Annotated in this window: 20 protein-coding genes; 8 read left to right on the forward strand and 12 right to left on the reverse strand. The window is 43.8% G+C overall.

Annotated features, from left to right (window positions below):
- Positions 1–68: 68 nt before the first annotated feature.
- The 6 genes from ruvX to D9603_RS08135 all read right to left on the reverse strand — a co-directional run bounded on the left by ruvX (position 69) and on the right by D9603_RS08135 (position 4,422).
- On the reverse strand, positions 69–518 hold the full coding sequence (ruvX, locus tag D9603_RS08110) for a Holliday junction resolvase RuvX (protein WP_125250540.1): 450 nt from the start codon (positions 516–518) through the stop codon (positions 69–71).
- Between the two features lie 34 nt (positions 519–552).
- Positions 553–1,110, reverse strand: coding sequence for a YqgE/AlgH family protein (locus tag D9603_RS08115; RefSeq protein WP_128730915.1), 558 nt, complete (start codon positions 1,108–1,110; stop codon positions 553–555).
- Between the two features lie 18 nt (positions 1,111–1,128).
- A complete protein-coding gene (gshB, locus tag D9603_RS08120) occupies positions 1,129–2,088 on the reverse strand; it encodes a glutathione synthase (RefSeq protein WP_125250538.1) in 960 nt (319 codons plus the stop codon).
- Positions 2,089–2,145: 57 nt separating this feature from the next.
- Complete coding sequence (rsmE, locus tag D9603_RS08125; protein ID WP_128730929.1) at positions 2,146–2,880, reverse strand: 16S rRNA (uracil(1498)-N(3))-methyltransferase; 735 nt, start codon at positions 2,878–2,880, stop codon at positions 2,146–2,148.
- 121 nt (positions 2,881–3,001) lie between these two features.
- Positions 3,002–3,517: a hypothetical protein gene (locus D9603_RS08130; protein WP_128730916.1), complete on the reverse strand. Its 516-nt coding sequence runs from the start codon at positions 3,515–3,517 to the stop codon at positions 3,002–3,004.
- A gap of 11 nt (positions 3,518–3,528) precedes the next feature.
- A complete protein-coding gene (locus D9603_RS08135; RefSeq protein ID WP_128730917.1) occupies positions 3,529–4,422 on the reverse strand; it encodes a hypothetical protein in 894 nt (297 codons plus the stop codon).
- A gap of 78 nt (positions 4,423–4,500) precedes the next feature.
- Here D9603_RS08135 and glnE point away from each other — a divergent pair, with 78 nt between their 5' ends.
- Entirely contained in the window at positions 4,501–7,296 is a 2,796-nt protein-coding gene (gene glnE / locus D9603_RS08140) for a bifunctional [glutamate--ammonia ligase]-adenylyl-L-tyrosine phosphorylase/[glutamate--ammonia-ligase] adenylyltransferase (protein ID WP_128730918.1), read from the forward strand.
- On the opposite strand, the gene D9603_RS08145 is transcribed toward glnE, so the two are convergent.
- From D9603_RS08145 to tolC, 3 genes are all read right to left on the reverse strand, one after another.
- Positions 7,293–7,904 (reverse strand): TcpQ domain-containing protein, encoded by a 612-nt coding sequence (locus D9603_RS08145; protein WP_125250534.1) that lies wholly within the window; start codon positions 7,902–7,904, stop codon positions 7,293–7,295. The two genes, glnE and D9603_RS08145, sit on opposite strands and share 4 nt — an antisense overlap.
- A 19-nt stretch (positions 7,905–7,923) precedes the next feature.
- The gene (lpxL, locus tag D9603_RS08150; RefSeq protein WP_128730919.1) at positions 7,924–8,847 is read right to left on the reverse strand and encodes an LpxL/LpxP family Kdo(2)-lipid IV(A) lauroyl/palmitoleoyl acyltransferase; all 924 of its coding nucleotides are present in this window, start codon (positions 8,845–8,847) and stop codon (positions 7,924–7,926) included.
- 105 nt (positions 8,848–8,952) lie between these two features.
- A complete protein-coding gene (tolC, locus tag D9603_RS08155) occupies positions 8,953–10,299 on the reverse strand; it encodes an outer membrane channel protein TolC (protein WP_128730920.1) in 1,347 nt (448 codons plus the stop codon).
- Positions 10,300–10,546: 247 nt separating this feature from the next.
- Here tolC and D9603_RS08160 point away from each other — a divergent pair, with 247 nt between their 5' ends.
- The 7 genes from D9603_RS08160 (at position 10,547) to parC (ending at position 18,314) form a co-directional block, all read left to right on the forward strand.
- Positions 10,547–11,161: an NUDIX domain-containing protein gene (locus tag D9603_RS08160; RefSeq protein ID WP_128730921.1), complete on the forward strand. Its 615-nt coding sequence runs from the start codon at positions 10,547–10,549 to the stop codon at positions 11,159–11,161.
- 11 nt (positions 11,162–11,172) lie between these two features.
- Positions 11,173–11,628: a DUF1249 domain-containing protein gene (locus tag D9603_RS08165; protein WP_128730922.1), complete on the forward strand. Its 456-nt coding sequence runs from the start codon at positions 11,173–11,175 to the stop codon at positions 11,626–11,628.
- Entirely contained in the window at positions 11,615–12,379 is a 765-nt protein-coding gene (locus D9603_RS08170; protein WP_128730923.1) for a metallophosphoesterase, read from the forward strand. Before D9603_RS08165 ends, D9603_RS08170 begins: the two co-directional genes overlap by 14 nt.
- Positions 12,364–12,927 (forward strand): YqiA/YcfP family alpha/beta fold hydrolase, encoded by a 564-nt coding sequence (locus tag D9603_RS08175; RefSeq protein ID WP_125250528.1) that lies wholly within the window; start codon positions 12,364–12,366, stop codon positions 12,925–12,927. Before D9603_RS08170 ends, D9603_RS08175 begins: the two co-directional genes overlap by 16 nt.
- A gap of 77 nt (positions 12,928–13,004) precedes the next feature.
- Positions 13,005–14,894, forward strand: coding sequence for a DNA topoisomerase IV subunit B (gene parE / locus D9603_RS08180; RefSeq protein ID WP_125250527.1), 1,890 nt, complete (start codon positions 13,005–13,007; stop codon positions 14,892–14,894).
- Position 14,895: 1 nt separating this feature from the next.
- Positions 14,896–16,005, forward strand: coding sequence for a PQQ-dependent sugar dehydrogenase (locus tag D9603_RS08185; RefSeq protein WP_128730924.1), 1,110 nt, complete (start codon positions 14,896–14,898; stop codon positions 16,003–16,005).
- Positions 16,006–16,013: 8 nt separating this feature from the next.
- Positions 16,014–18,314, forward strand: a complete 2,301-nt coding sequence (gene parC, locus D9603_RS08190; RefSeq protein ID WP_125250525.1) for a DNA topoisomerase IV subunit A — start codon at positions 16,014–16,016, stop codon at positions 18,312–18,314.
- 95 nt (positions 18,315–18,409) lie between these two features.
- Here parC and gltX read toward each other — a convergent pair whose 3' ends face one another.
- From gltX to D9603_RS08205, 3 genes are all read right to left on the reverse strand, one after another.
- Positions 18,410–19,897, reverse strand: a complete 1,488-nt coding sequence (gene gltX / locus D9603_RS08195; RefSeq protein ID WP_128730925.1) for a glutamate--tRNA ligase — start codon at positions 19,895–19,897, stop codon at positions 18,410–18,412.
- A gap of 82 nt (positions 19,898–19,979) precedes the next feature.
- The gene (locus D9603_RS08200; protein ID WP_125250523.1) at positions 19,980–20,345 is read right to left on the reverse strand and encodes a glutathione S-transferase N-terminal domain-containing protein; all 366 of its coding nucleotides are present in this window, start codon (positions 20,343–20,345) and stop codon (positions 19,980–19,982) included.
- A gap of 167 nt (positions 20,346–20,512) precedes the next feature.
- On the reverse strand, positions 20,513–21,481 hold the full coding sequence (locus D9603_RS08205; protein ID WP_128730926.1) for a GGDEF domain-containing protein: 969 nt from the start codon (positions 21,479–21,481) through the stop codon (positions 20,513–20,515).
- Positions 21,482–21,566: the final 85 nt, after the last annotated feature.

A 21,566-nucleotide genomic window follows, 5' to 3' on the forward strand; every position in this document is an offset into this window, starting at 1 on the left:
TCTTGAGCTTAGGGTAATTACTATCACCTTGAAGTGAAATCTAATCTTAAGATTACAGAGTATGGGGGTTATTCCCACATTGCTTCAAAGTAACTTTCGAGAATAATACACGCAGACATACCATCGACCTTGCCTTTTGCGAGGTTTTTGTAACCACCTTGTTCAAATAGTCTAGCCCTTGCGTCCGCTGTGGTCAGGCGCTCATCTTGCGTTTCAACCGGTAGGCGGAAGTGATTATGGAGTCGATTAGCAAACTTTTTCGCACGAAAGGTTAAATCCTGTGTGGTGCCATCCATGTTGAGTGGCAAACCAACAACAAGCAAATCAGGTTGCCACTCATTTATATACGCGGCGATATCATCCCAATTTGGAATACCATCATTCGCTTTAACTGCGCCTAAACTCGAGGCTGTGGCAGTAAGTTCTTGACCGATAGCAAGACCGATACTTTTAGTGCCAAAGTCAAAGCCAATCACACTGCGCTTGCCTTTTTCGACCTTATCTTTTTTATTTTCCATGAATACTTCGTATGTTAGTTTTTGCGTAAAGCGGTTATGCGTGGCCGGCTTGTGAGCTTAACTGCGCGACGTCAATGCCGAGCATTTGTACGGCTTTTTCCCAACGCTTTTCAGGCGGTGTATTAAAAATGATCTCAGGGTTAGCCTCAACCACTAACCAAGAGTTTTCTTTCAATTCTTTTTCCAACTGGCCTTGAACCCACCCAGCATAACCAAGTGTGATGATAAAGCCCTCTGGCGATTGTGGGGAGGTGAGCGAGGCCAGTACGTCTTTTGAGGTGGTGATCATAATATCAGAGCTAAGTTCTTGGCTAGAGGCATAGCCCAACTTCGGCGTGTGTAGCACGAAACCTCTGTCGGTATGGACAGGCCCCCCAGCATAAATCTTTACTTTTGATGTTTGACTCGACTTGTCGTTATCAATATCGATTTGGTCGAGTAATTCTCCAACCGTGACGTCAATAGGGTGGTTAACAACCAGCCCCATAGCGCCGTCTTCGTTGTGCTCACACAGATAAGTGACTGTGTGATTGAAAAAAGGGTCATCCATGCTAGGCATTGCTATTAAAAAGTGATTAGCGAGTGATTTCATAATCAGACCCCTCAATGATTAACTTTCAGTATGGTCGAGTTTTCGCTCGATCGCATCATAAAACTTATCCATAATTGAAATATCGTACGCGGCTTCAATTTCTTTAACACAGGTTGGGGCAGTCACATTAATTTCGGTGAGCTTGTCGCCGATGATATCAAGCCCAACGAAAATTAAACCTTTCTCTTTTAGCGTCGGGGCAACGGCTTCGGCAATTTTACGATCTGACTCGCTAATTGGTCTAGCTTCACCGCGACCGCCCGCGGCTAAATTACCTCTGGTCTCGCCCCCTTGAGGGATACGCGCAAGGCAATATGGCATCACTTCACCATCAACCACCAAAACTCTTTTATCGCCGTCTTTGATTGCTGGAATATAATTTTGTGCCATTGCGTATCGTGAGCCGTGCTCGGTGAGTGTTTCGCAGATCACCCCAATGTTAGCGTCGTCTTGTCGAACCCTGAAAATCGAAGCGCCACCCATGCCATCCAAAGGTTTTAAGATAATGTCACCATGCTTGGCTAAAAATGCACGAATTTGAGATTGGTCACGGGTGACAAGGGTGTCTGGTGTGTGCTCGCTAAACCATGCTGTAAATAGCTTTTCATTGGCATCACGGAGGCTCTGGGGTTTGTTTACAACGAGCGCACCGGCAAGTTCTGCACGTTCTAAAATATAGGTGGCATAAATATATTCTGTATCGAAAGGAGGATCCTTACGCATTAATATTACATCAAGATCGCCCAAATCGATTTCTTGTTTTTCAGCAAGCTCATACCAGTGAGAAGTATTATCAAAGACCTGCGCTTTGGCGGCAGTTGCTTTGGCAACTCCTTGGTATAAAAACAGATCATTCATTTCCATATAATACAATTCATAACCGCGTTGCTGTGCCGCCAGCATCATTGCGAATCCCGTGTCTTTTTTAATGTTAAAGCCACTGATTGGATCAGAAATGATCCCTAACTTAATTGTCATAAATACTTCCATTGAACTTGCTGAATGTAACCATGATATGGGGGTTACTCTGTGTATTTAAAGAGCCAAATCACCAAATTGTAGTTGCAGTGCGCTTAGTACTGTTAAGGCCGCGGTTTCTGTTCTTAGCACGCGAGGGCCCAAACGTACATCAACAAAGCCTTGCTCTGCGGTGGCTACCAGTTCTTCATCAGTAAAGCCACCTTCTGGGCCGACTAAAAAACGTATCCCAGATTGAGTGTAAGGTAGCGTTTTAATAGAGTGCTCAGCACGTGGGTGCAGGGTAACTTTTAGCTCATCACTATGTTGTTTTAACCACTGTGACAGCTCTATTGGAGGGTGGATCACTGTGATGGTGTTGCGTCCCGACTGCTCTGCTGCTGCGATGGCGATTTTTTGCCATTGCTGATGCTTTTTAGCTAGGCGTTCTGCACTTAATTTTACACCGCAGCGGGTTGTGAATAAGGGGGTTATTTCACTGACACCAAGCTCAACTGACTTTTGAATAGTAAAGTCCATTTTATCACCTCGGGAAATGCCTTGACCAAGGTGTATGGCAAGCGGAGACTCTACATTATTGTCTTGAAATGTTTCAGGGACAGCAATAACTTTCTTTTTACTCACTTCGCTCAAATGACACAGATACTCTCCACCTTGACCATTGAATAAGCTTACTTTGTCCTTGGTCGTCATTCTTAAAACGCGGCCGATATGGCCAGCAGCATCATCATCTAAGGTTACAGGAATACCAATTTCGAGCGGTGAATCTTGATAAATATGTGGAATACGCATAATTGAAAATTGAGTGGCTGTTTTTGGCAATGGTAAGCGCTTGTGCTTCGTTAGTCTATATCAGCGCTTGTTTATATCTCAATTTGAGTCTGGCACTTAGAATATTTGCACGTAATAGCTATCATTGATCTACAACAGGGTTGTCCAGTACTTTTTCCTTTGAGCATAACAAGCCTGTGAGCTTAGCAAGAATTAAATCCGGAGCTGGTAAGCTTACAATGTTGGGGTGGCATGATAAGTGATTTAATGTGGTAGAAGCCCGAAGCATATTTAAGGTAAAGCCTTGTGGTGACTGCTCAATTAAAAATCGGTGCGGGTGAAGGGAGTCAAAAATAAATCGTTGTTCTTCGCTTGCAAGGTGGTAGTCAAGCGAGTATAGCAACACTGCACTAATATTATGGTGGCGATGCAGATACGTCGCGAGTTCAGAGACGCTGATTTCATTATCAAAGTCACAATAGCAGTAGTCTTTAATCTGTTCATTAAACATCATTTTGAGCATCTGTTTGGTGTTATCGCCAGCAATGATAATGTTGCTGGCAAGACCCTCATGTAAACTTTGTATATGCGCGACGAGTTCTAGGCTAAAGTCCCAGTTGCTATCAACTAGCAAAAATCCGTCACTTTGTGCATTCATACAAGGCCATGTTACACCGAAAACAAGTTAATAAGTAAATAGCCCATAGAACAAAAAACCGCAAACTCTAAACAGGCGATCCCGACATTGTCTTGGTGATCGACTTCAAGGCCAATGTTGACCTTTGGCAAGGATAGATGCAAAAGGACATGACTGCCCAGATACAGAAATATCCACATCACACCGCAATGAATAACGACAGAGAATAAGTTTTCGACGACTTTAGCACCATGGTAGGGTGCACTATGAAGCCCAGCATAAATGGCCAAAGCTAGGCCAATGGTTTTCCCTGCATAGCGGATCCCAATCGAGGTGTTTCGCAGATTAAAGTTTTGCTGCAAGGACGCGCCCTGATTGAGTTTAGCAAAGCGACTTTCTCTTACTTTACTGTCTAACGTAAATAAAAGCTGTAGCAGTAAAAAGCCAAGTGCTACCACAAGCAAATCACTCCAGCCTTTCGGATGCACCCAGTGATACAAGCCCAGCACCAAAATCGTATTGCCAAGTAACATACCCGAGTCAACCATCGCGGCGCAGATATTCTGTTTTAAAATCGCTTCTTCTTCATTGAATTGATATAAAATCCACTTGCGATGGATCCATTGCCCAAAATATATAAACGCGACAACTAAGCTGATGTGGAGTCCGACTTGCAGTGGATATGTTTGCGCTCTCACCACACCTAGGTCATTGAATAAATAGGCGACACAAATACACAACATGGTTATTTGACTTGCATAACTGATCCCAAGAGCAAAGTTGTCACGTTGGGCTAGCTCTTCTTCAAGTAGGTTATTGGCAATGCGTTGGATCATTAAACGTAACAAAATAGTGAGTGCACAGACGATAACAAAGCAAATTAAAATCGCCAAAAAATTGATATTGTGTAAAGACAAATAACTCATACTCGGTGTAAGGTTGTGTTTTAGATAGAGTTACTATAACACTGCTCACAAAGAGAGCCAGCTAACCGTGGAGTTTTTATGTCGGAATTGTTTTCACAACAGGCATTAAATGCGCTTGCGCTTGAACGTTTTAAAATTGTTTTTGGCGATAAAACGGTGCAGCCCAAACTGGCTCGTTTGCTCGCTTTGAGTGACTTTGCATTTCGTATCTTGTCGCGATTTCCCGAATGGGGCGCATGGCTTCTTGATGATGCACAGATGAAAAGACGCGATTGCCCAGCGGTGTTTGACTTTTCTGCCCCACTGCCTGATGAGCAACAAGCCTTTGCACAATTACGTCATTACCGGTTGAAGTATTGGTTGAAGGTGATGTGGCTGGATTTGGTAGCAGATAACCCAATTGGTGACAGTATTGGCTATATTTCAGCCCTGTCAGACACCTTGATAGCCAATGCCTACCAATGGGCGTACTCATCTTGTGAAGTACAGTCAGGTTCTCCAAAGGATGAAGCTGATAATCCACTTCCAATGACAGTATTGGGCATGGGCAAGTTAGGTGGTAAAGAGCTGAATTTCTCGTCTGACATTGATCTTATTTTTGCTTACCCTCGAAGTATTTCGACTACAGGAGGGAGGCGTAGCATCGAAGCACAGGTGTTTTACACTCGTGTGGCTCAAAAGTTAATTGCAGCACTAAACCAAGTGACTGTGGATGGCCAAGTGTTCAGAGTTGACATGCGGTTGAGACCTTTTGGCGATAGCGGCCCGCTGGTGATGAGTTATGCGGCAATGGAAGACTACTATCAAGATCAAGGTCGTGAGTGGGAGCGCTACGCCATGTTAAAAGCGCGTCCCATTGGTGAGCCATCAGCGTATTGGCAAGAGTTTTATGATTTGATAAGGCCTTTTGTTTATCGCCGTTATATTGACTTTTCAGTAATTGACTCTTTGCGCAAAATGAAACAGATGATAGCCCAAGAAGTTAGACGCAAAGGCTTAACAAATAACATTAAGCTTGGTGCTGGTGGTATCCGCGAAGTGGAGTTTATCGTACAAGCATTGCAGCTTATTCGAGGTGGACGTGAAACACCATTACAAACGCCGTCGTTGTTAACTGCGCTTGCACAACTAGAAGCGCTAGATATAGTACCTAAAGAGGTTAAGAACACGCTCTACAATCATTACCTGTCACTTCGAAAAGTTGAACAATACTTACAAGCATTCGATGACAAACAGACTCAAACTTTACCCGATGATGCACTTGCTTGTTTGCGCCTTAGCTACTTATTGCAGTGTCAGGATTATACTCAGGTCGAACAAACACTTCAGCGAATAATGGAAGAGGTTCGAACTGAGTTCAATCAAGTTATTGGTGAGCCGCCTGAAGAGGCGGTAGAAGATGATGACAGCGCAGTTTATGCTTGGCAAAGTGCGGAAATTATGCAGCTTGGTGAGTGTAATGCGACACCTTGTTTTCCACAGTGGCAGGCTGATCTGGAAGCATTTAAATCCGGGCTAAGTAAAAAACAAGCCGGTACCCGAGGCAGAGATATTCTAGATAAGTTGATCCCTGCGCTATTACGTGAATTGAGTAAACAGAACATCGAACCTGCTTTGGCACGTGTATTCAGTGTTATTAATAAAATTGTTTCTCGAACCGCTTATCTAGAGCTGCTATATGAAAATCATGGTGCGTTAACACAGCTAATTAAACTTTGTTGTCACAGTGCCTGGATTGCAGAGCATATTGCCAAATACCCCATCTTACTCGATGAGCTAATAGACCCACAAAGTCTATATAAACCACTGCCATTAAGTGCTTATCACAGCGAGATCCAGCAACTCTTTTTACGTATTGACGAGCAAGATGTAGAAACACAAATGGAAGCGCTGCGCCAGTTTAAGCAAACTCATCAGCTTAAGATCGCAGCAGCAGATGCCACAGGAGTGCTCGACATAATGAAGGTGAGTGACCACCTTACAGCCTTAACCGAAGCGATTATTGCAAAAGCGGTAGACATTGCTTGGGGGCATATGGTGGCTCGCTATGGTGCGCCACAGGGTGCTACGATTACAGAAAAAGGCTTTGCTGTCATAGCCTACGGTAAGGCCGGTGGCTATGAATTAGGTTATAACTCAGATTTAGATTTAGTCTTTGTACACAATCGAGATGGTGAAAGCTACACGCAAGGTGAAAAGTCGATTTCATCGAGACAATTTTACATGAAGTTGGCACAGCGTCTTATGCACTTGTTCAATACCAAGACGCTATCGGGTATGTTATATGAACTTGATACCCGTCTGCGCCCAGAAGGAAATTCAGGTTTACTGGCGATTAACCTTGAGAGCTTTTATCAGTATCAACTTGAGCAAGCTTGGACTTGGGAGCATCAGGCTTTAGTGAGGGCACGTATGGTACTCGGTGAAGAAACAATGCAAACACGTTTTACTGAAATTCGCCATGGGATCCTGACGCAAAAGCGCGATAGCACTAAATTAGTCGATGATGTGTGTAAAATGCGTGAAAAAATGCGCCAGCACCTAAATCAAGACAACGAGCAACGGTTTGACCTAAAGCAAGGCGTTGGCGGCATGACAGATATTGAGTTTATGAGTCAATACATAGTGCTCCAATATAGTCATACCTATCCTCAACTGTGTAAGTATACGGATAACATCCGTATTTTAGAGCAAGCAGGAGCTGTTGCTATGATAGAAAAACTTGAGATGGAAACACTGGTTTCAGCGTATTGCCTATTTAGAGATAGGTACCACTTTAACAGTTTGAATCAGCTCGGTAGGGCGGTTGAGCGTAGCGAATTTACACAGTACGCTCAACAGGTTACACAAGTTTGGCAGCGCTTATTAGGCTAACCGGCCAACTTGCGACAATTTTCACGTACGTACAGCGGTGGGTTTTGAGTGATCACCGCAGCACGCTCCCGTGGACAGAAGAAAGTATATACTTGAAATTCGAAGTCATCGTTAATCGCCGTGCCTACCTGATATAACGCGGTGACAAAGTCAGTATCAAGGCGGAAGTTATACTTCACCACATAATCTCGTTCAAGGTACCAAAACAGCTCTACACCTTCTTCCTTTGCTTGTTTTGACAGCACATCTTTTAATGTATCTCCGGTGTCGAAGCGTCTTGGTTGTTTTTCGCCTGTCCACTTCGAGTTTGAAGGTTTTACTGCCAATGCTCTTTGGGCGAGGGCATCATCTAACGGGTAGGTTGGCTTGCCTAATGTAATCACGTACTTTTCGCGATCGGTATCGCGATCACTCATTCTATTTCTGAAGCTTTCGTAAAATTGTGATAACCCTTGGGCGGCAACATTTGTGGTTTCTTTAAAATTTAAATTCTTTGATGCGCCAAAAAGAAAATAGTAGGCAGCCCATATCAGTAGCACACCCAAAGAAAGGTGCTTGGTCCAAAACCAAATTGCGGATACATTGCTTTTTCTTCTTTTTTTTGCCATAAAAAACTACTCCGAGCTGCTAGTATAGCGAAGGTGCTTTCTCATCTGGACGCGTTTTAAAGCGTCGATGTACCCACATGTATTGATCTGGTGCGCAATTGATTGCTTGTTCCATTCTCTCGTTAACACGGGTGACATCAGCAAGGTTATCACCGCTTGGAAACGCTTCCAAAACAGGTTGTATTTCTAGATGATACATCCCTTTGTTGTCCCTCGTACAGTGTAAGCTTAAAGTCTCAGCATTTTTACTAGCAGAAAATAACAAAGTACCAGTAGTAGTAGCTGCATCAGGTACTGCAAAGAACGGTGCAAACTCACAGCGCTTGCGGCCATAATCCTGATCCGGTAGGTAATAACACACACGCTTACTTGCCAAAGTTTTTAGGAGCCCTTTTACGTCTCGTTTGGTGACTAGGTATTCGTTAGAGCGCAGTCGACCACGAGTCATGAAAAACTCCATAAGCGGATTGTTATGGGGACGATAAAATCCAACCCCTTGTATTTTGGTACCTAGAACTCGACTAACCATTTCTAAATGCAGCATATGTGGCACCAGCATGAGCACGCCTTTACCTTGTTGCTGAACAGCCTCAATGTGCTCTACTCCTTTGATTGAGCCAACAACTCGGTTTACACGCCATGTAGGCCACCACCAAGCCATGCCGGTTTCAAGCGTTGCTATGGCTGTGTTCTCCATATTTTGTAGCAGCATGGCGTGATGCTCAGCTTCAGTAAGATGCGGAAAACATAGCTTTAAGTTCACATCAGCAATGTGGCGGCGTCGTTTCATATATTTGTGGATCAGGCGGCCAAGCCCTTTGCCAATGACAAACTGCCAGCGTTGTGGTAACCAAGAAATGAGATAAAGAACAAAGACACCCAGCCAAGTTAGCCAAAATTTAGGTGCTAGAAATGACCATTTAAAAGGTGAATGCGTAACCAAAGTAATATACCTAAGACTTAATTGAAGCAGCTAGTTTATCGATATTGCTGTAAAAATACAAAAAGCCAGCGTAGCTGGCCTTTTCAGAGGTAATAATTGAAGTACTTAGCCTTCGATCAAACCTTGGTTAATTGCTTCAAGATCAGCACGAGACAATGTCCCTGAAGCTTGTTTTAAACGAAGCGAAGACAACACATAGCGATAGCGAATATCCGCTAAATTGCGTTTGGCGTTATACAGGTTTTGTGTGCTTACTAATACATCAACAATGGTACGAGTACCTACATCAAATCCTGCTTCAGTAGCTTGTAATGCACTTTCTGCAGAGACTACCGCTTGCTCTAGTGCACGATAAGTTGCAACATCAGAAGCCACTTGGTTATATGAAGTGATGACAGAGCGTGTCATATTGCGCATTGCAGCTTCCATATCTTCACTACTTGCTACAAAATTAGCACGAGCCTGATCTGTCGCGGCTACTGTACGACCGCCAGAGTAAATTGGTACATCAAGCGTTAGCCCTACAGTGGTTTCATCACCACGAGGAGCATGCTGTCTACCCGTTGAATCAGCTAATGAGTCGCTGTATGTTGCGCTCAAATTTAGCGTTGGATAATGGCCTGCATTTGCAAGGTCAATCTGATCTTTTGCAATCTCAACCGCAGATTTAGCAACTTGTAAGTCTAGGTTTTTACCTTTTGCAATTTCAATAAAATCAGAAGTATCTTGCGTTGGCTTTACAGTTGAAAACGTTTCGGTATTAAGCTTATCCAACTTAGCATGGTACTTACCCGTAATGGTACGCAGTGTCTCTCGAGCAGTTTCCACTGCATTACTCGCGATTATCTCGTCGGCAACTGCACGGTCAAACTGAGCACGTGCTTCATGTACGTCAGTAATTGCCGTTAAGCCCACTTCGTAGCGCTGTTTTGTTTGCTCAAGTTGGCGTTCAATCGCACGCTTTTCAGCTTGTACAAACTCTAGGCTGTCTAACGCACTAAGCACATTAAAGTAACCTTCAGCGATACGAACAATCAGAGATTGCTTTTCACGCTCATACTGAGTCGTAGCTTGCATTGCACGTTTTTCAGCGATAGATAAGCTCTGCCACGAAGCCATATCAAAAATGGTTTGATTTAGTGTAATCGAACGGCTAAATGTATCACTGTCTGATTCTACTAACGTATAATCTGTGGCATCGTTTTGACTATTAGGTGCACCCTCAGAGTTGCTGTCTGAGTAGCTCATTCTAAAACCAAGTTGAGGTAACAACACCCCTAAGGCTTGATCTTGGGCATACTTCTGTGAGTCCGCTTGTGCTTTTGCTTTTAATACAGTGGGATCATTAGCCGTTGCAATGTCGTATACTTGCAGTAGGTCTTCCGCGTGGGACAGGCTGCTTGAAAGTGCGCACGACAACCCAACAACCAACGATAGTAGAGTTTTTTTCATTTTTCGCTCAGTCCTTAGACAATTTTTATACTGTCAGCATGTTACCCTGTTTTTACAGCCCAATTAAAGACTTAATGCGTAAAACATCGCCAACAAGTGTAACAGAATATATTAATACCTTCGGGGTATTGTAAAGTGGAAAAAGTTAAAGGTAAACGACTTCGTTTACTTTTTAGAGTATGAAGCTAATATAAGGGCGATTGGTTAGCTTTTAAACCGTTGCCGTGAAAAATAACAGGATTATTTTATGAAATCTTTGAGTCAGTTTAATAAAGCCGATGTCACTGTTTCGTCAATGGAAACAGTCTTTGATGGCTTCTTTACCATTCACAAATACCAATTTAGTCATGCTTTATTTGCCGGTGGAGTCTCACCAACCGTTACCCGAGAGATACTTGAGCGAGGACATGCCGTTGCTGTATTACCTTATGATCCAGTAACAGATAGAGTGCTACTTATTGAGCAAATTCGAATAGGTGCCTTGGCATCTAAAAACACACCGTGGTTACTGGAATGTATAGCGGGCATGGCAGAAGGAAGTCAAGATTATGAAGCTGTAGCGCGAAAAGAAGCAAAAGAAGAGGCAGGTCTTGACCTTAGTGAAATGATTTATATGCGTTCTTACTTATCCAGCCCAGGTGGCACAACGGAGCGATTGTATTTATATCTGGCGCTTACCGACTTGACTGACGCAGGTGGAATTTTTGGCCTCGATACAGAACATGAGGATATTAAAGTACATGTTATCCCCTTTGAAGACGCCTTAGCTCGATTGGATAATGAGGAAATCGATAACGCTGCGACTGTTATTAGTCTACAATGGTTGGCACTAAATAAAGCGCGAATTATGCAAGCAGGATAGGAGTTGTATTTTTGTCACAGGTGCTCAGTTCAAAGCAGTATATTCAATCTCTGCCTCGCTACATTACTCTGTGTGAGCGTAATTATTTACGGATGCTTAAATTGCTGCCTGAGGAAACGCCCGGGGAGTGTCGTATTATTGATCTGGCCTCTGCTCGCTACAGCCTGACAATAGAAGGGGTAAGTAAGTACACCACAGACATTCTAATTGAACAAGTTACGGTGGTGAGTGAGCATTTACCACATTTCTCTTTGTCTGTGCGTTTATATCACGATGCGAAAGTCGCTGAAGTTATCCATCGTAATTATCATCGCCGGATCAAACCCTCTTATGGCTACCCAAACCCTGATATGCATCAGAAGGACGAAAAGTATCAAGTTAATGCTTTTTTGGCTGATTGGTTAATGGTGTGCTTAGAAAAAGGCCGAGTAGAACTAAACTGGGATGTGAATAATGGCATGGTTTGAGTCTGCATTAACAATCAACAAGCAGCAAATTAGGATTGGACACTTCAGCGATAGTCATTTATTTGCTGACGATTCGGGTGAGTATTTTGGTGTGAATACTGCAGCCAATCTACAACAAACATTGGCTGCGATGGCACAAGAGCATTGCGATGTAGTCATATTTGGCGGCGACTTAACTCAAGACCATACGACTGAGTCGTATCAAGCTTTCGCCCGTTTGGTCACTAACAGTGAGCTGCATTGCCCAGTATTGTGGGTGCCAGGGAATCATGATGACATCGCCTTACTTGAGCAAATTAGTACTGGGAAGATTTTTCCCCACAAGAGGATCACAGCCCCGTTTGGTGAAATACTGTTGGTAAATTCAAAAGGCGAAACACCGGCAGGGTGGTGTGAAAGGGCGCATCTCAACGCGCTAAAACGTCATATAACACGACAAACGATTGTGTTTACACATCATCACCCTAAGCCCATTGATGGATATTTAGATAAACACATGCTTGAAAATGGACCTGAACTGCTCAACACGTTAGTGGATACCAAGCAGGTCATAGGACTGTTTCACGGTCATGTACACCATGAGTATCAACAAACATTTCGTACATTACCTATTTATGCCACGCCTGCAACTTCAATTCAGTTTGTAAAGCATACTAAAGAGTGGCAGCAGTGTGATTTAGGGCCTGCATATCGTCTAATAACCTTTAATAACAACGGTATAAATACAGAGGTCAAATGGCTCGACAGGTAGTCTACATTCATGGCTTTAACAGCTCAGAGCTATCCTTTAAGGCAACGGAGTTTGGTGTGTATATGCGTGGAAAGCCAGAGCGTTATATAACCCCTAGGCTGCATTTCGATCCTCGAGTTGCACTCGCACAGTTGGATAGCATCATTGATTCTGATACTGTGTTATTAGGTAGTTCACTGGGTGGATACTATGCCACCTACTTTTCACAGCTAAAAGGCTGCAAAGCTGTGGTGATAAACCCTGCTGTTAGGCCTTTTTTATTACTTAACGACTACCTTGGGCCACAATACAACCCATATCAGGATTGTCATTATGAGTTACTGTACGAGCATGTTGAAGCGTTAAAAACAATATACACACCAAAGCTTAGTAATCCAGAAAACTTGCTATTATTGCAACAAACAGGTGATGAGGTGCTGCCTTTTGAAGAAGCGGTACGCTATTATAGTCATTGTCGTCAAATTATAGAGTTTGGTGGGGATCATAGCTTTGTCGAGTTTTCACGCTATTTTACTACCATCGCCAAATTTTTAACTATCACAAATTGAAATCTGTGCACAAATATCTGCGTAAATCGTCATGTTGTGCATATACTAGCGGATAAAAAGATAACCAGAACTAGCCTATGAGTCAGCAAAACTATAATGCCGAAGCTATTGAGGTACTCAATGGCTTAGAGCCAGTTAAACGTCGCCCCGGCATGTATACCGATACCACAAGACCAAATCATTTAGGTCAAGAGGTTATTGATAACAGTGTCGATGAAGCCTTAGCTGGGCATGCCACTAAAATAGATGTGATCCTACATGAAGATAACTCGTTCGAGGTCATTGATGATGGCCGAGGAATGCCCGTTGATATTCACCCTGAAGAGGGAGTACCTGGGGTTGAGTTGATATTAACCAAGTTACATGCCGGTGGTAAGTTTTCCAATAAAAACTATCAATTTTCAGGCGGTCTTCATGGCGTTGGTATCTCGGTGGTGAATGCGTTATCGACTCGGGTTGAAATTACCGTTAAGCGCGATGCTCAAGTCTATGAAATGGCATTTGAAAATGGCGATAAGGTAGAAGACTTGAGGGTTACAGGCAGCGTCGGTAAACGCAATACTGGAACCTCAGTGCACTTTTGGCCTGACCCCAGCTATTTTGATTCTGCCAACTTTTCACTTACCAAACTGAACCATTTACTCAAAGCCAAGGCCGTATTATGCCCAGGGCTGCGCATTCGTTTTGTGAATAAACAAACGAAAGAGACACAAGAGTGGCATTACGAAGCTGGGTTAGAAGATTATCTAAAAGACAGTGCCGAAGGGTACGAAGTGTTACCAAAGTCTCCTTTTACTGGGAGCTTTAGCGGTTCTACTGAAGGCGTCGATTGGGCGCTTCATTGGCTACCGGAAGGTGGCGAGTCTATAGCTGAGAGCTACGTAAACTTAATCCCTACCGCGCAAGGTGGAACGCATGTAAATGGCTTGCGCCAAGGCTTGCTTGAAGCCATGCGTGAGTTTTGCGAATTTAGAAACTTGATCCCGCGTGGTGTTAAACTGACACCTGATGATGTGTGGGATCGCTGTAGTTATGTTTTATCGGTAAAAATGCAAGATCCGCAGTTTGCCGGTCAAACGAAAGAAAAGCTGTCTTCGCGCTCCTGTGCCACTTTTGTGTCAGGTATCGTCAAAGATGCTTTCAGCCTCTGGCTAAATGAGCATACAGAAACCGCGGAGCTACTGGCTGAGCTGTGTATAAGTAATGCTCAAAAGCGTTTGCGTGCAGCAAAGAAAGTCGTTCGTAAAAAAGTCACTTCAGGTCCAGCCTTACCCGGTAAATTAACCGACTGCTCAGGCAGTGAAACAGAGCGCTCTGAAATCTTCTTAGTGGAAGGGGACTCAGCAGGTGGCTCGGCAAAACAAGCGAGAGACCGTGAATTTCAAGCAATCATGCCACTACGCGGTAAAATCTTGAATACTTGGGAAGTCGAGTCGGGTCAGATCTTAGCGTCACAAGAAGTGCATGATATTTCTGTGGCATTAGGCATCGACCCAGATTCTGAGGATTTATCTGGTCTTCGCTACGGCAAAGTATGTATTCTTGCGGATGCTGACTCTGATGGACTTCACATCGCCACTTTATTGTGTGCCTTATTTGTAAAACATTTCCCCGAGCTTGTTCGCAAGGGCCATGTATTTGTTGCCATGCCGCCGCTGTTTCGTATTGATGTTGGTAAAGAAGTTTATTACGCCCTAGATGAAGACGAGAAAAAGGGCATTTTAGACCGCATCGAGGCCGAAAAGAAACGCGGTAAAGTTAACGTGCAGCGCTTCAAGGGGTTAGGTGAAATGAACCCAATGCAACTACGCGAAACTACCATGGATCCGAATACTAGACGTTTGGTGCAGCTGACATTAGATGAGCCAGAGCAGACGCTCGAAATGATGGACATGCTGTTAGCAAAAAAACGCTCTAGCGACCGCAAGGTATGGCTTGAGCAGCACGGAGATAAGGCAGAGGTTTAAGATGAAAAAACAATATAAACTGACCACAATAACGAGTGCATTTGCCGCAGTTTTGCTCAGTTCACAAGCACTTGCAAGTGACATTCTATCACGCCTAGTGGTGCCAGACGGTTATAAAGTCAGCTATTTTACCAAAGATGTTGAAAATGCAAGGCAAATGGCTGTAGGTAAAGACGGCACCGTTTATGTCGGGTCGCGCAAAGCTGGTAAAGTTCATGCGCTTATCGACAATAATCGTGATGGTATTGCTGACAAAAAAATCCTAGTGGCAGAGGGGCTTAATATGCCCTCTGGTATCGTATTAAAAGACGGTGATTTATACGTTGCCGAAGTGGAGCGTATTATACGTTTCAAGCAAATTGCAAAAAATCTCAAAGCCCCAGTAAAGGACGTGGTATTTGATGATTTACCTGATAAGCGCCATCATGGCTGGAAGTATCTCACGGTATCGCCAGAGGGGGAGTTAATCATCCCTGTTGGTGTACCTTGTAATATTTGTGCTGAAGACCCTAAATTTGGTCGTATCTTCTCATTAAACCTAGAGACGAAAGCGTTTTCGACGGTTGCTAAAGGCGTGCGTAATACGGTGGGGTTCGACTACCACCCCGTGACAGGAAAGTTGTGGTTCAGCGACAACGGCCGAGACATGATGGGAGATGATATTCCACCTTGTGAAATCAACCGCGCGGATGAAATTGGTCAGCACTTTGGCTTTCCTTATGTACACGGCGGTAGCGTGCTTGACCCTGAATTTGGCAAAGGTAAGTCCGTGACTGACTACACGATGCCTGCACTGGCGTTGCAAGCGCATGTTGCACCGCTGGGCATTCATTTCTATCGTGGTGAGCAATTTCCAAAAGCAATGAAAAACCAGTTGTTTGTTGCTGAACACGGCTCATGGAATCGCAGCAAAAAAGTAGGTTATCGGGTGATGCTTGCGACAATAGAAAATGACCAAATTACCGGTTATCAACCTTTCCTTAGTGGTTTTATGGAAAACGAAACAACCTATGGCCGACCTGCTGCCGTAGCTGAACTTAGCGATGGTAGCCTACTCGTTTCCGATGATTACGCCAATGCAATTTACCGCATCAGCTACAACAACAAGTAAGGTGTAACATGACAGATCCTCAAGCTTTGTCATTACAAGGCATTGAACAACTTGCAATGGGACGTTTTACTGAAGACGCCTATTTGAATTACTCCATGTATGTGATCATGGATAGGGCGTTACCGCATATTGGTGATGGCCTAAAACCTGTACAGCGTCGTATTGTGTATGCGATGAGTGAGTTGGGTTTATCTGCCCAAGCTAAATATAAAAAGTCAGCTCGTACTGTTGGTGACGTACTCGGTAAGTATCACCCACACGGTGATAGTGCTTGTTATGAGGCAATGGTACTTATGGCACAGCCTTTCTCATACCGCTATCCGCTCGTGGATGGTCAAGGTAACTGGGGGGCTGCGGACGATCCTAAGTCTTTTGCCGCAATGCGTTATACCGAAGCGCGCTTGTCTAAGTTCTCTGAAGTGTTACTAAAAGAATTAGGACAAGGGACAGTAGATTGGACGGCTAACTTTGATGGCACCTTGGATGAGCCAAAAGTATTACCTGCTCGGTTACCTCACATTTTACTAAATGGTGTTACAGGTATTGCGGTTGGTATGGCAACCGATATTCCACCACACAATGTGCGTGAAGTAGCACAGGCCTGTTGCTTATTATTGGATAAGCCAAAAACTGAGCTAGAAGAAATTCTAGAAATAGTGAAAGCGCCTGATTATCCAACCGACGCTGAAATTATTACCCCGCAAGAAGAGATCAAGAAGCTATACACTACGGGGCGTGGCTCAATCAAAATGCGCGCTGTGTACACTGAAGAGCAAGGCGAAGTGGTGATCACAGCTTTACCACACCAGTGCTCAGGTGCCAAGGTATTAGAGCAAATCGCTGCCCAGATGACAGCCAAAAAGCTGCCGATGGTAGCTGACTTGCGTGACGAGTCAGATCATGAAAATCCGACGCGTATTGTTATCGTGCCGCGTTCTAATCGGGTTAAGGTTGAGCCATTAATGGCGCATTTATTTGCCACCACAGATCTTGAAAAGAACTACCGTGTAAATCTGAATATGATTGGTTTGGATGGTCGTCCACAGGTCAAAGATTTACGTCAGATCTTATCTGAGTGGTTAATATTCCGCCGTGAAACGGTGCGCAGACGCTTACAGTATCGCCTAGACAAAGTACTGGCTCGTTTGCATATTCTTGAAGGCTTGATGATTGCGTTTTTGAATATCGATGAGGTCATCGAAATCATTCGTAATGAAGACAAGCCGAAAGAAGAGTTGATTTCACGTTTTGGCCTCTCAGATAAACAAGCGGAAGCGATATTAGACCTAAAACTCCGCCACCTTGCAAAGCTGGAAGAAATGAAGATCCGTGGCGAGCAAGATGAGCTAGAAAAAGAGCGTGATGGGCTGGAAAAAACCTTAGGTTCTGAGCGCCGCATGTCAACCCTGATGAAAAAGGAGATCCAAGAAGCCGCTGAGCTCTATGGTGATGACAGACGCTCTCCAGTCGTTGAACGAGGCGAAGCCAAAGCGCTGAGTGAAAAAGATTTAATCCCATCAGAAGCGGTCACTGTGGTACTGTCTGAAAAAGGTTGGGCACGGGTTGCTAAAGGCCATGATATTGATGCTGAAGGCCTAAACTACCGCTCAGGAGATAGTTATAAGGCCTCCGCTAAAGGTAAAAGCAACCAGCCTGCGGTATTTTTAGATACCTCTGGCCGCGCTTTTGCGACGGATGCACATAGCTTGCCATCGGCTAGAAGCCAAGGTGAACCGATGACGGGCCGCTTTAATCCTGCGCCCGGGTGCAACTTTGAGCATGTCGTTATGGGTGAGGAGAAGTCTACATATTTAATGGCTACCGATGGTGGCTACGGCTTTATCAGCGACTTTGCTGATATGGTCAGTAAAAATAAAAATGGTAAAGCATTTGTAAGCGTACCGAAAGGCGCACACTTGATTGCACCTATAGAGGTATTTGATGTTGCCACAGATAGGTGTATGGCTATCTCAAGTGAAGGTCGTATGCTGCTATTCCCACTGCGTGACTTACCCAAGCTTGGTAAAGGTAAAGGAAATAAGATCATCTCTATTCCAAGTGCCAAAGTGCAAAGCCGAGAAGAGTTCGTCAAGGTGCTTGCAGTGGTACCAGAGGGGGTTTCCGTTACCCTACATGCAGGTAAACGAAAGTTGACCCTTAAACCGAGCGACTTAGAACATTACTATGGTGAGCGCGGACGACGAGGCAACAAGCTACCGCGAGGCTTACAGCGTGTTGACAGTTACGATTTAGAGAAAAGTAGTGCTGATTTAACTGAAGAAAGCGCAAACCCAGACAGCGAACAATAGTAAAAGTACTGCCTTTCCTGAGCGTAAACTCAGCTGTTTAAGTCGAAGCAAAGAAAAAGCCGCTACATGAGCGGCTTTTTTTATGCAATATTGCACTACGCAATCGATGGATATTCTCGATATGCTTTTTCAAGCTTTTTAGCTTGCTTTTTAGAAACACCAACATGCTCAAGCGCTACTCTTAAGCGCGCACGAGAAAGGTCAGAGCCTAACACTTCCATTGCATCAACTACTGAGGTTGATGATGTTTTGCCTGTAATAGCAACAAAAATAGGCTCTAAGAACTCTTTTATCTTAAGCTCATGATGTGTAGCCACTGATTTTGCAATAGCGAAAATCTCAGACTTATTCCAAGTACGCAGCTTTTCCAGTTCCCAAATAAAGAATTGAAGTGCCTGACGAACGACTTCCTCGTCCGCTTTACCCGTTGTTAATAATGCTGGGTCGTACTCAGGTATACCGCCAACAAAGTGACCAGCTAGGCCAACTAAGTCAGATAAGGTGTTAATACGCGCTTTGGCTTCAGGTAGTACTCGGGCTAACATATCGCCATTGAACTTCCAATCAACAAAACGCTGGATCAGCTCGGCATCAGTTAAATTTTCACGGATCCAAAGTCCATTTAACCAGTTTAGCTTATCAATATCAAAAATAGGTCCACCAAGTGACACACGCTTCATGTCAAAGTGCTCAATCATCTCAGCTAGGGTAAACTTTTCACGCTCATCAGGCATTGACCAACCCATACGGCCTAAATAGTTAAGCAGTGCTTCTGGCAAGAAACCCATTTCTTTATAGTAGTTAATTGAAGTTGGGTTTTTACGCTTTGATAATTTTGACTTATCAGGGTTACGCAGTAGCGGTAGGTGACCAAGTACTGGTGCTTGCCAGCCGAAATCTTCGTATAGCTTTAATAGCTTAGGTGCTGAGTTAATCCATTCCTCTCCACGGAAGATATGGCTTATTTCCATGTGGTGGTCATCGACTACGTTAGCAAGGAAGTAAGTTGGGAAGCCATCAGCTTTCAACAATACTTGCATGTCTACGTTTTCCCAAGGGATCTCTATTTCGCCGCGTAGGTAATCGTTAAACTTGAAGGTACCTTCTTCTGGGATCTTCATACGAATAACGTACGGTTTGCCCGCTTCTAGATTTGCCTTTACTTCTTCTTCAGATAGGCGTAAACCACGGCCGTCATATTTAGGGCGTAACCCCTCTGCCATCTGCGCTTCACGCATCTCATCTAATTCTTCAGCCGTTGCAAAACAATAGAATGCTTTGCCTTCATCAACGAGTTGATGGGCAAACTTTTTATATAATTCAGAACGTTCTGATTGACGATATGGGCCAAACTCGCCACCGACATCCGGACCATGATCCCAGTCAAGTCCTAACCAGCGCAGGCTGTCCATGATAGCTTGCTCAGACTCAACAGTACTGCGCACCTGATCGGTATCTTCAATACGTAGTACAAATTCGCCGCCTTGTTGCTTGGCAAAACAATAGTTGAATAAGGCAATATAAGCCGTTCCTAAATGCGGATCACCCGTAGGAGAGGGTGCGACACGAGTACGGATAGTCATCAAAATTCTCTTAAAATGGATTAGTCGATTGATGGGGCTATGCTAGCATAGCGCCCGATTGGCGCAAAGCGAGGTGCGCAATTTAAGCTGCTTTTTCCAGCTTTTCTAAGTAGGCAACAATGTCATTAGACTCGTATAACCATGTGACTTTGTTTTGCTCTTCAATACGTAAACAAGGTACTTTAATTTTTCCGCCTTGCTCAAGTAACTCTTGGCGGTACTGTTCATCGTTTTTAGCATCTCGAGTTTCTAGCTTCAGCCCTTCACGCTTGGCTGCACGGCGGACTTTGACACAAAATGGGCAAGCTTTAAACTGATATAGCTTTAAATTTGCTGTCATTGCATCTAGCTTTTGCTGCTGCTCTGCGGCACGCTTTTTACTGCGTGGGGTAAAAATAAAATCAAAAAGTAAAATTAGACGTCCTAAAAACCATCTCACAAATTGCATAACTTTTCCCAAACCTGTTGCTTAAAGTAGTACCAATAATACCAATTAGCGCTAAAACTGGCTGCTAGAAAGGCATTAATTATCCGCAGCTCAGGTTAATTAAGATAATTGGTATAAATTAGGCAGGGGAGTTTAGCATATTCTTTGAACGCTATATATAATACGAGTTAAAACAACTCGATTTCTGCACATTCGTAGTGTGACTCAGATAATCCTAATGAGAGGTAGTTAGTCACTCGATTACGACCATTGTCTTTAGAGTAATAAAGCGCTTGATCGGCTTTGTGTACTTGCTCTGACACTTGCAGTGTGTCAACTACTTCTGTAAAGCCAATACTCACGGAGACGTGTTCGACCTGCGGGAAGCGGCTGGTGGCAATATGCTCTCTGAGCCTTTCTAGTGCTATAAGCGCAGCATCATCATCAAAGCTTTGAAAGAGTATCGAAAACTCCTCACCGCCGTAACGAAAGGTATAATCCTCGGTTCTGAAATTCGCCTTAATAATTTGTGCTACTAACAAAATAACTTCGTCGCCAATAACATGGCCAAAGTTGTCATTAACTTGTTTGAAATGATCAATATCGATCATGGCTAAGTACCACTTGCGCTCATCATTGGCTTCTCGGCAGACCGTAAAACCTTCTCCATTGGTTATCTCAATTACTTTCTCATCAAAGGTTTGGCGGTTTAATAATTGTGAAAGTGGGTCGATTCGAGCAAAATGTAACGTTGCCATTTGATGAATAAAGACGTTGAGTAGGTGCTTTAATAGAGTCGCCAAGGTAAAGTTAAGTTGACCTTTAACATACAAAAAACCGACTAATTCGGTGCGATGCCAAAGCGGTATGATACTATCACCGCCATGTTGAATAAGGTGTTTATCTCCCTCTATTTGATTGGTTTTGTTCAGCACTGAGGTTGTTGAGTCGATGCTAAGGCAGACATCGCGATGGCTTACAAACAGAGGTTTAGGTATTTCATTTGCACTGAGACTTCTACTAAAGTAAAAAGCATAATTTGTTTCACAGGCATCGGCGACAATACGCGCCAACGCTTGTGCCAGTTGCGACTCACTTTTTTGTGCCAAGAGCTGTACAGTAAGTTCATGACCACATGGTGAATAGCTAGTTGACATAAGTAGCCTCGTGATTGCATTAATACCAGCTAAGTGTAGAACAACCAGTTAAAATTATACCAACTTTCTTAATTAAGTGGTCTAT

It is taken from the genome of Pseudoalteromonas sp. PS5, assembly GCF_004103255.1.
Classification (GTDB): Bacteria; Pseudomonadota; Gammaproteobacteria; order Enterobacterales; family Alteromonadaceae; genus Pseudoalteromonas; species Pseudoalteromonas peptidolytica.

What these genes read in the sequence shown, in the direction of transcription:
- parC (WP_125250525.1), top strand. Translation starts at nt 16,014, where the DNA reads ATGACAGATCCTCAAGCTTTGTCATTACAAGGCATTGAACAACTTGCA.
- glnE (WP_128730918.1), top strand. Translation starts at nt 4,501, where the DNA reads ATGTCGGAATTGTTTTCACAACAGGCATTAAATGCGCTTGCGCTTGAA.
- D9603_RS08185 (WP_128730924.1), top strand. Translation starts at nt 14,896, where the DNA reads ATGAAAAAACAATATAAACTGACCACAATAACGAGTGCATTTGCCGCA.
- D9603_RS08200 (WP_125250523.1), bottom strand. Translation starts at nt 20,345, where the DNA reads ATGCAATTTGTGAGATGGTTTTTAGGACGTCTAATTTTACTTTTTGAT.
- D9603_RS08145 (WP_125250534.1), bottom strand. Translation starts at nt 7,904, where the DNA reads ATGGCAAAAAAAAGAAGAAAAAGCAATGTATCCGCAATTTGGTTTTGG.
- D9603_RS08160 (WP_128730921.1), top strand. Translation starts at nt 10,547, where the DNA reads ATGAAATCTTTGAGTCAGTTTAATAAAGCCGATGTCACTGTTTCGTCA.
- D9603_RS08170 (WP_128730923.1), top strand. Translation starts at nt 11,615, where the DNA reads ATGGCATGGTTTGAGTCTGCATTAACAATCAACAAGCAGCAAATTAGG.
- gltX (WP_128730925.1), bottom strand. Translation starts at nt 19,897, where the DNA reads ATGACTATCCGTACTCGTGTCGCACCCTCTCCTACGGGTGATCCGCAT.
- D9603_RS08135 (WP_128730917.1), bottom strand. Translation starts at nt 4,422, where the DNA reads ATGAGTTATTTGTCTTTACACAATATCAATTTTTTGGCGATTTTAATT.
- tolC (WP_128730920.1), bottom strand. Translation starts at nt 10,299, where the DNA reads ATGAAAAAAACTCTACTATCGTTGGTTGTTGGGTTGTCGTGCGCACTT.
- ruvX (WP_125250540.1), bottom strand. Translation starts at nt 518, where the DNA reads ATGGAAAATAAAAAAGATAAGGTCGAAAAAGGCAAGCGCAGTGTGATT.
- gshB (WP_125250538.1), bottom strand. Translation starts at nt 2,088, where the DNA reads ATGACAATTAAGTTAGGGATCATTTCTGATCCAATCAGTGGCTTTAAC.
- D9603_RS08175 (WP_125250528.1), top strand. Translation starts at nt 12,364, where the DNA reads ATGGCTCGACAGGTAGTCTACATTCATGGCTTTAACAGCTCAGAGCTA.
- D9603_RS08115 (WP_128730915.1), bottom strand. Translation starts at nt 1,110, where the DNA reads ATGAAATCACTCGCTAATCACTTTTTAATAGCAATGCCTAGCATGGAT.
- D9603_RS08205 (WP_128730926.1), bottom strand. Translation starts at nt 21,481, where the DNA reads ATGTCAACTAGCTATTCACCATGTGGTCATGAACTTACTGTACAGCTC.
- D9603_RS08130 (WP_128730916.1), bottom strand. Translation starts at nt 3,517, where the DNA reads ATGAATGCACAAAGTGACGGATTTTTGCTAGTTGATAGCAACTGGGAC.
- rsmE (WP_128730929.1), bottom strand. Translation starts at nt 2,880, where the DNA reads ATGCGTATTCCACATATTTATCAAGATTCACCGCTCGAAATTGGTATT.
- parE (WP_125250527.1), top strand. Translation starts at nt 13,005, where the DNA reads ATGAGTCAGCAAAACTATAATGCCGAAGCTATTGAGGTACTCAATGGC.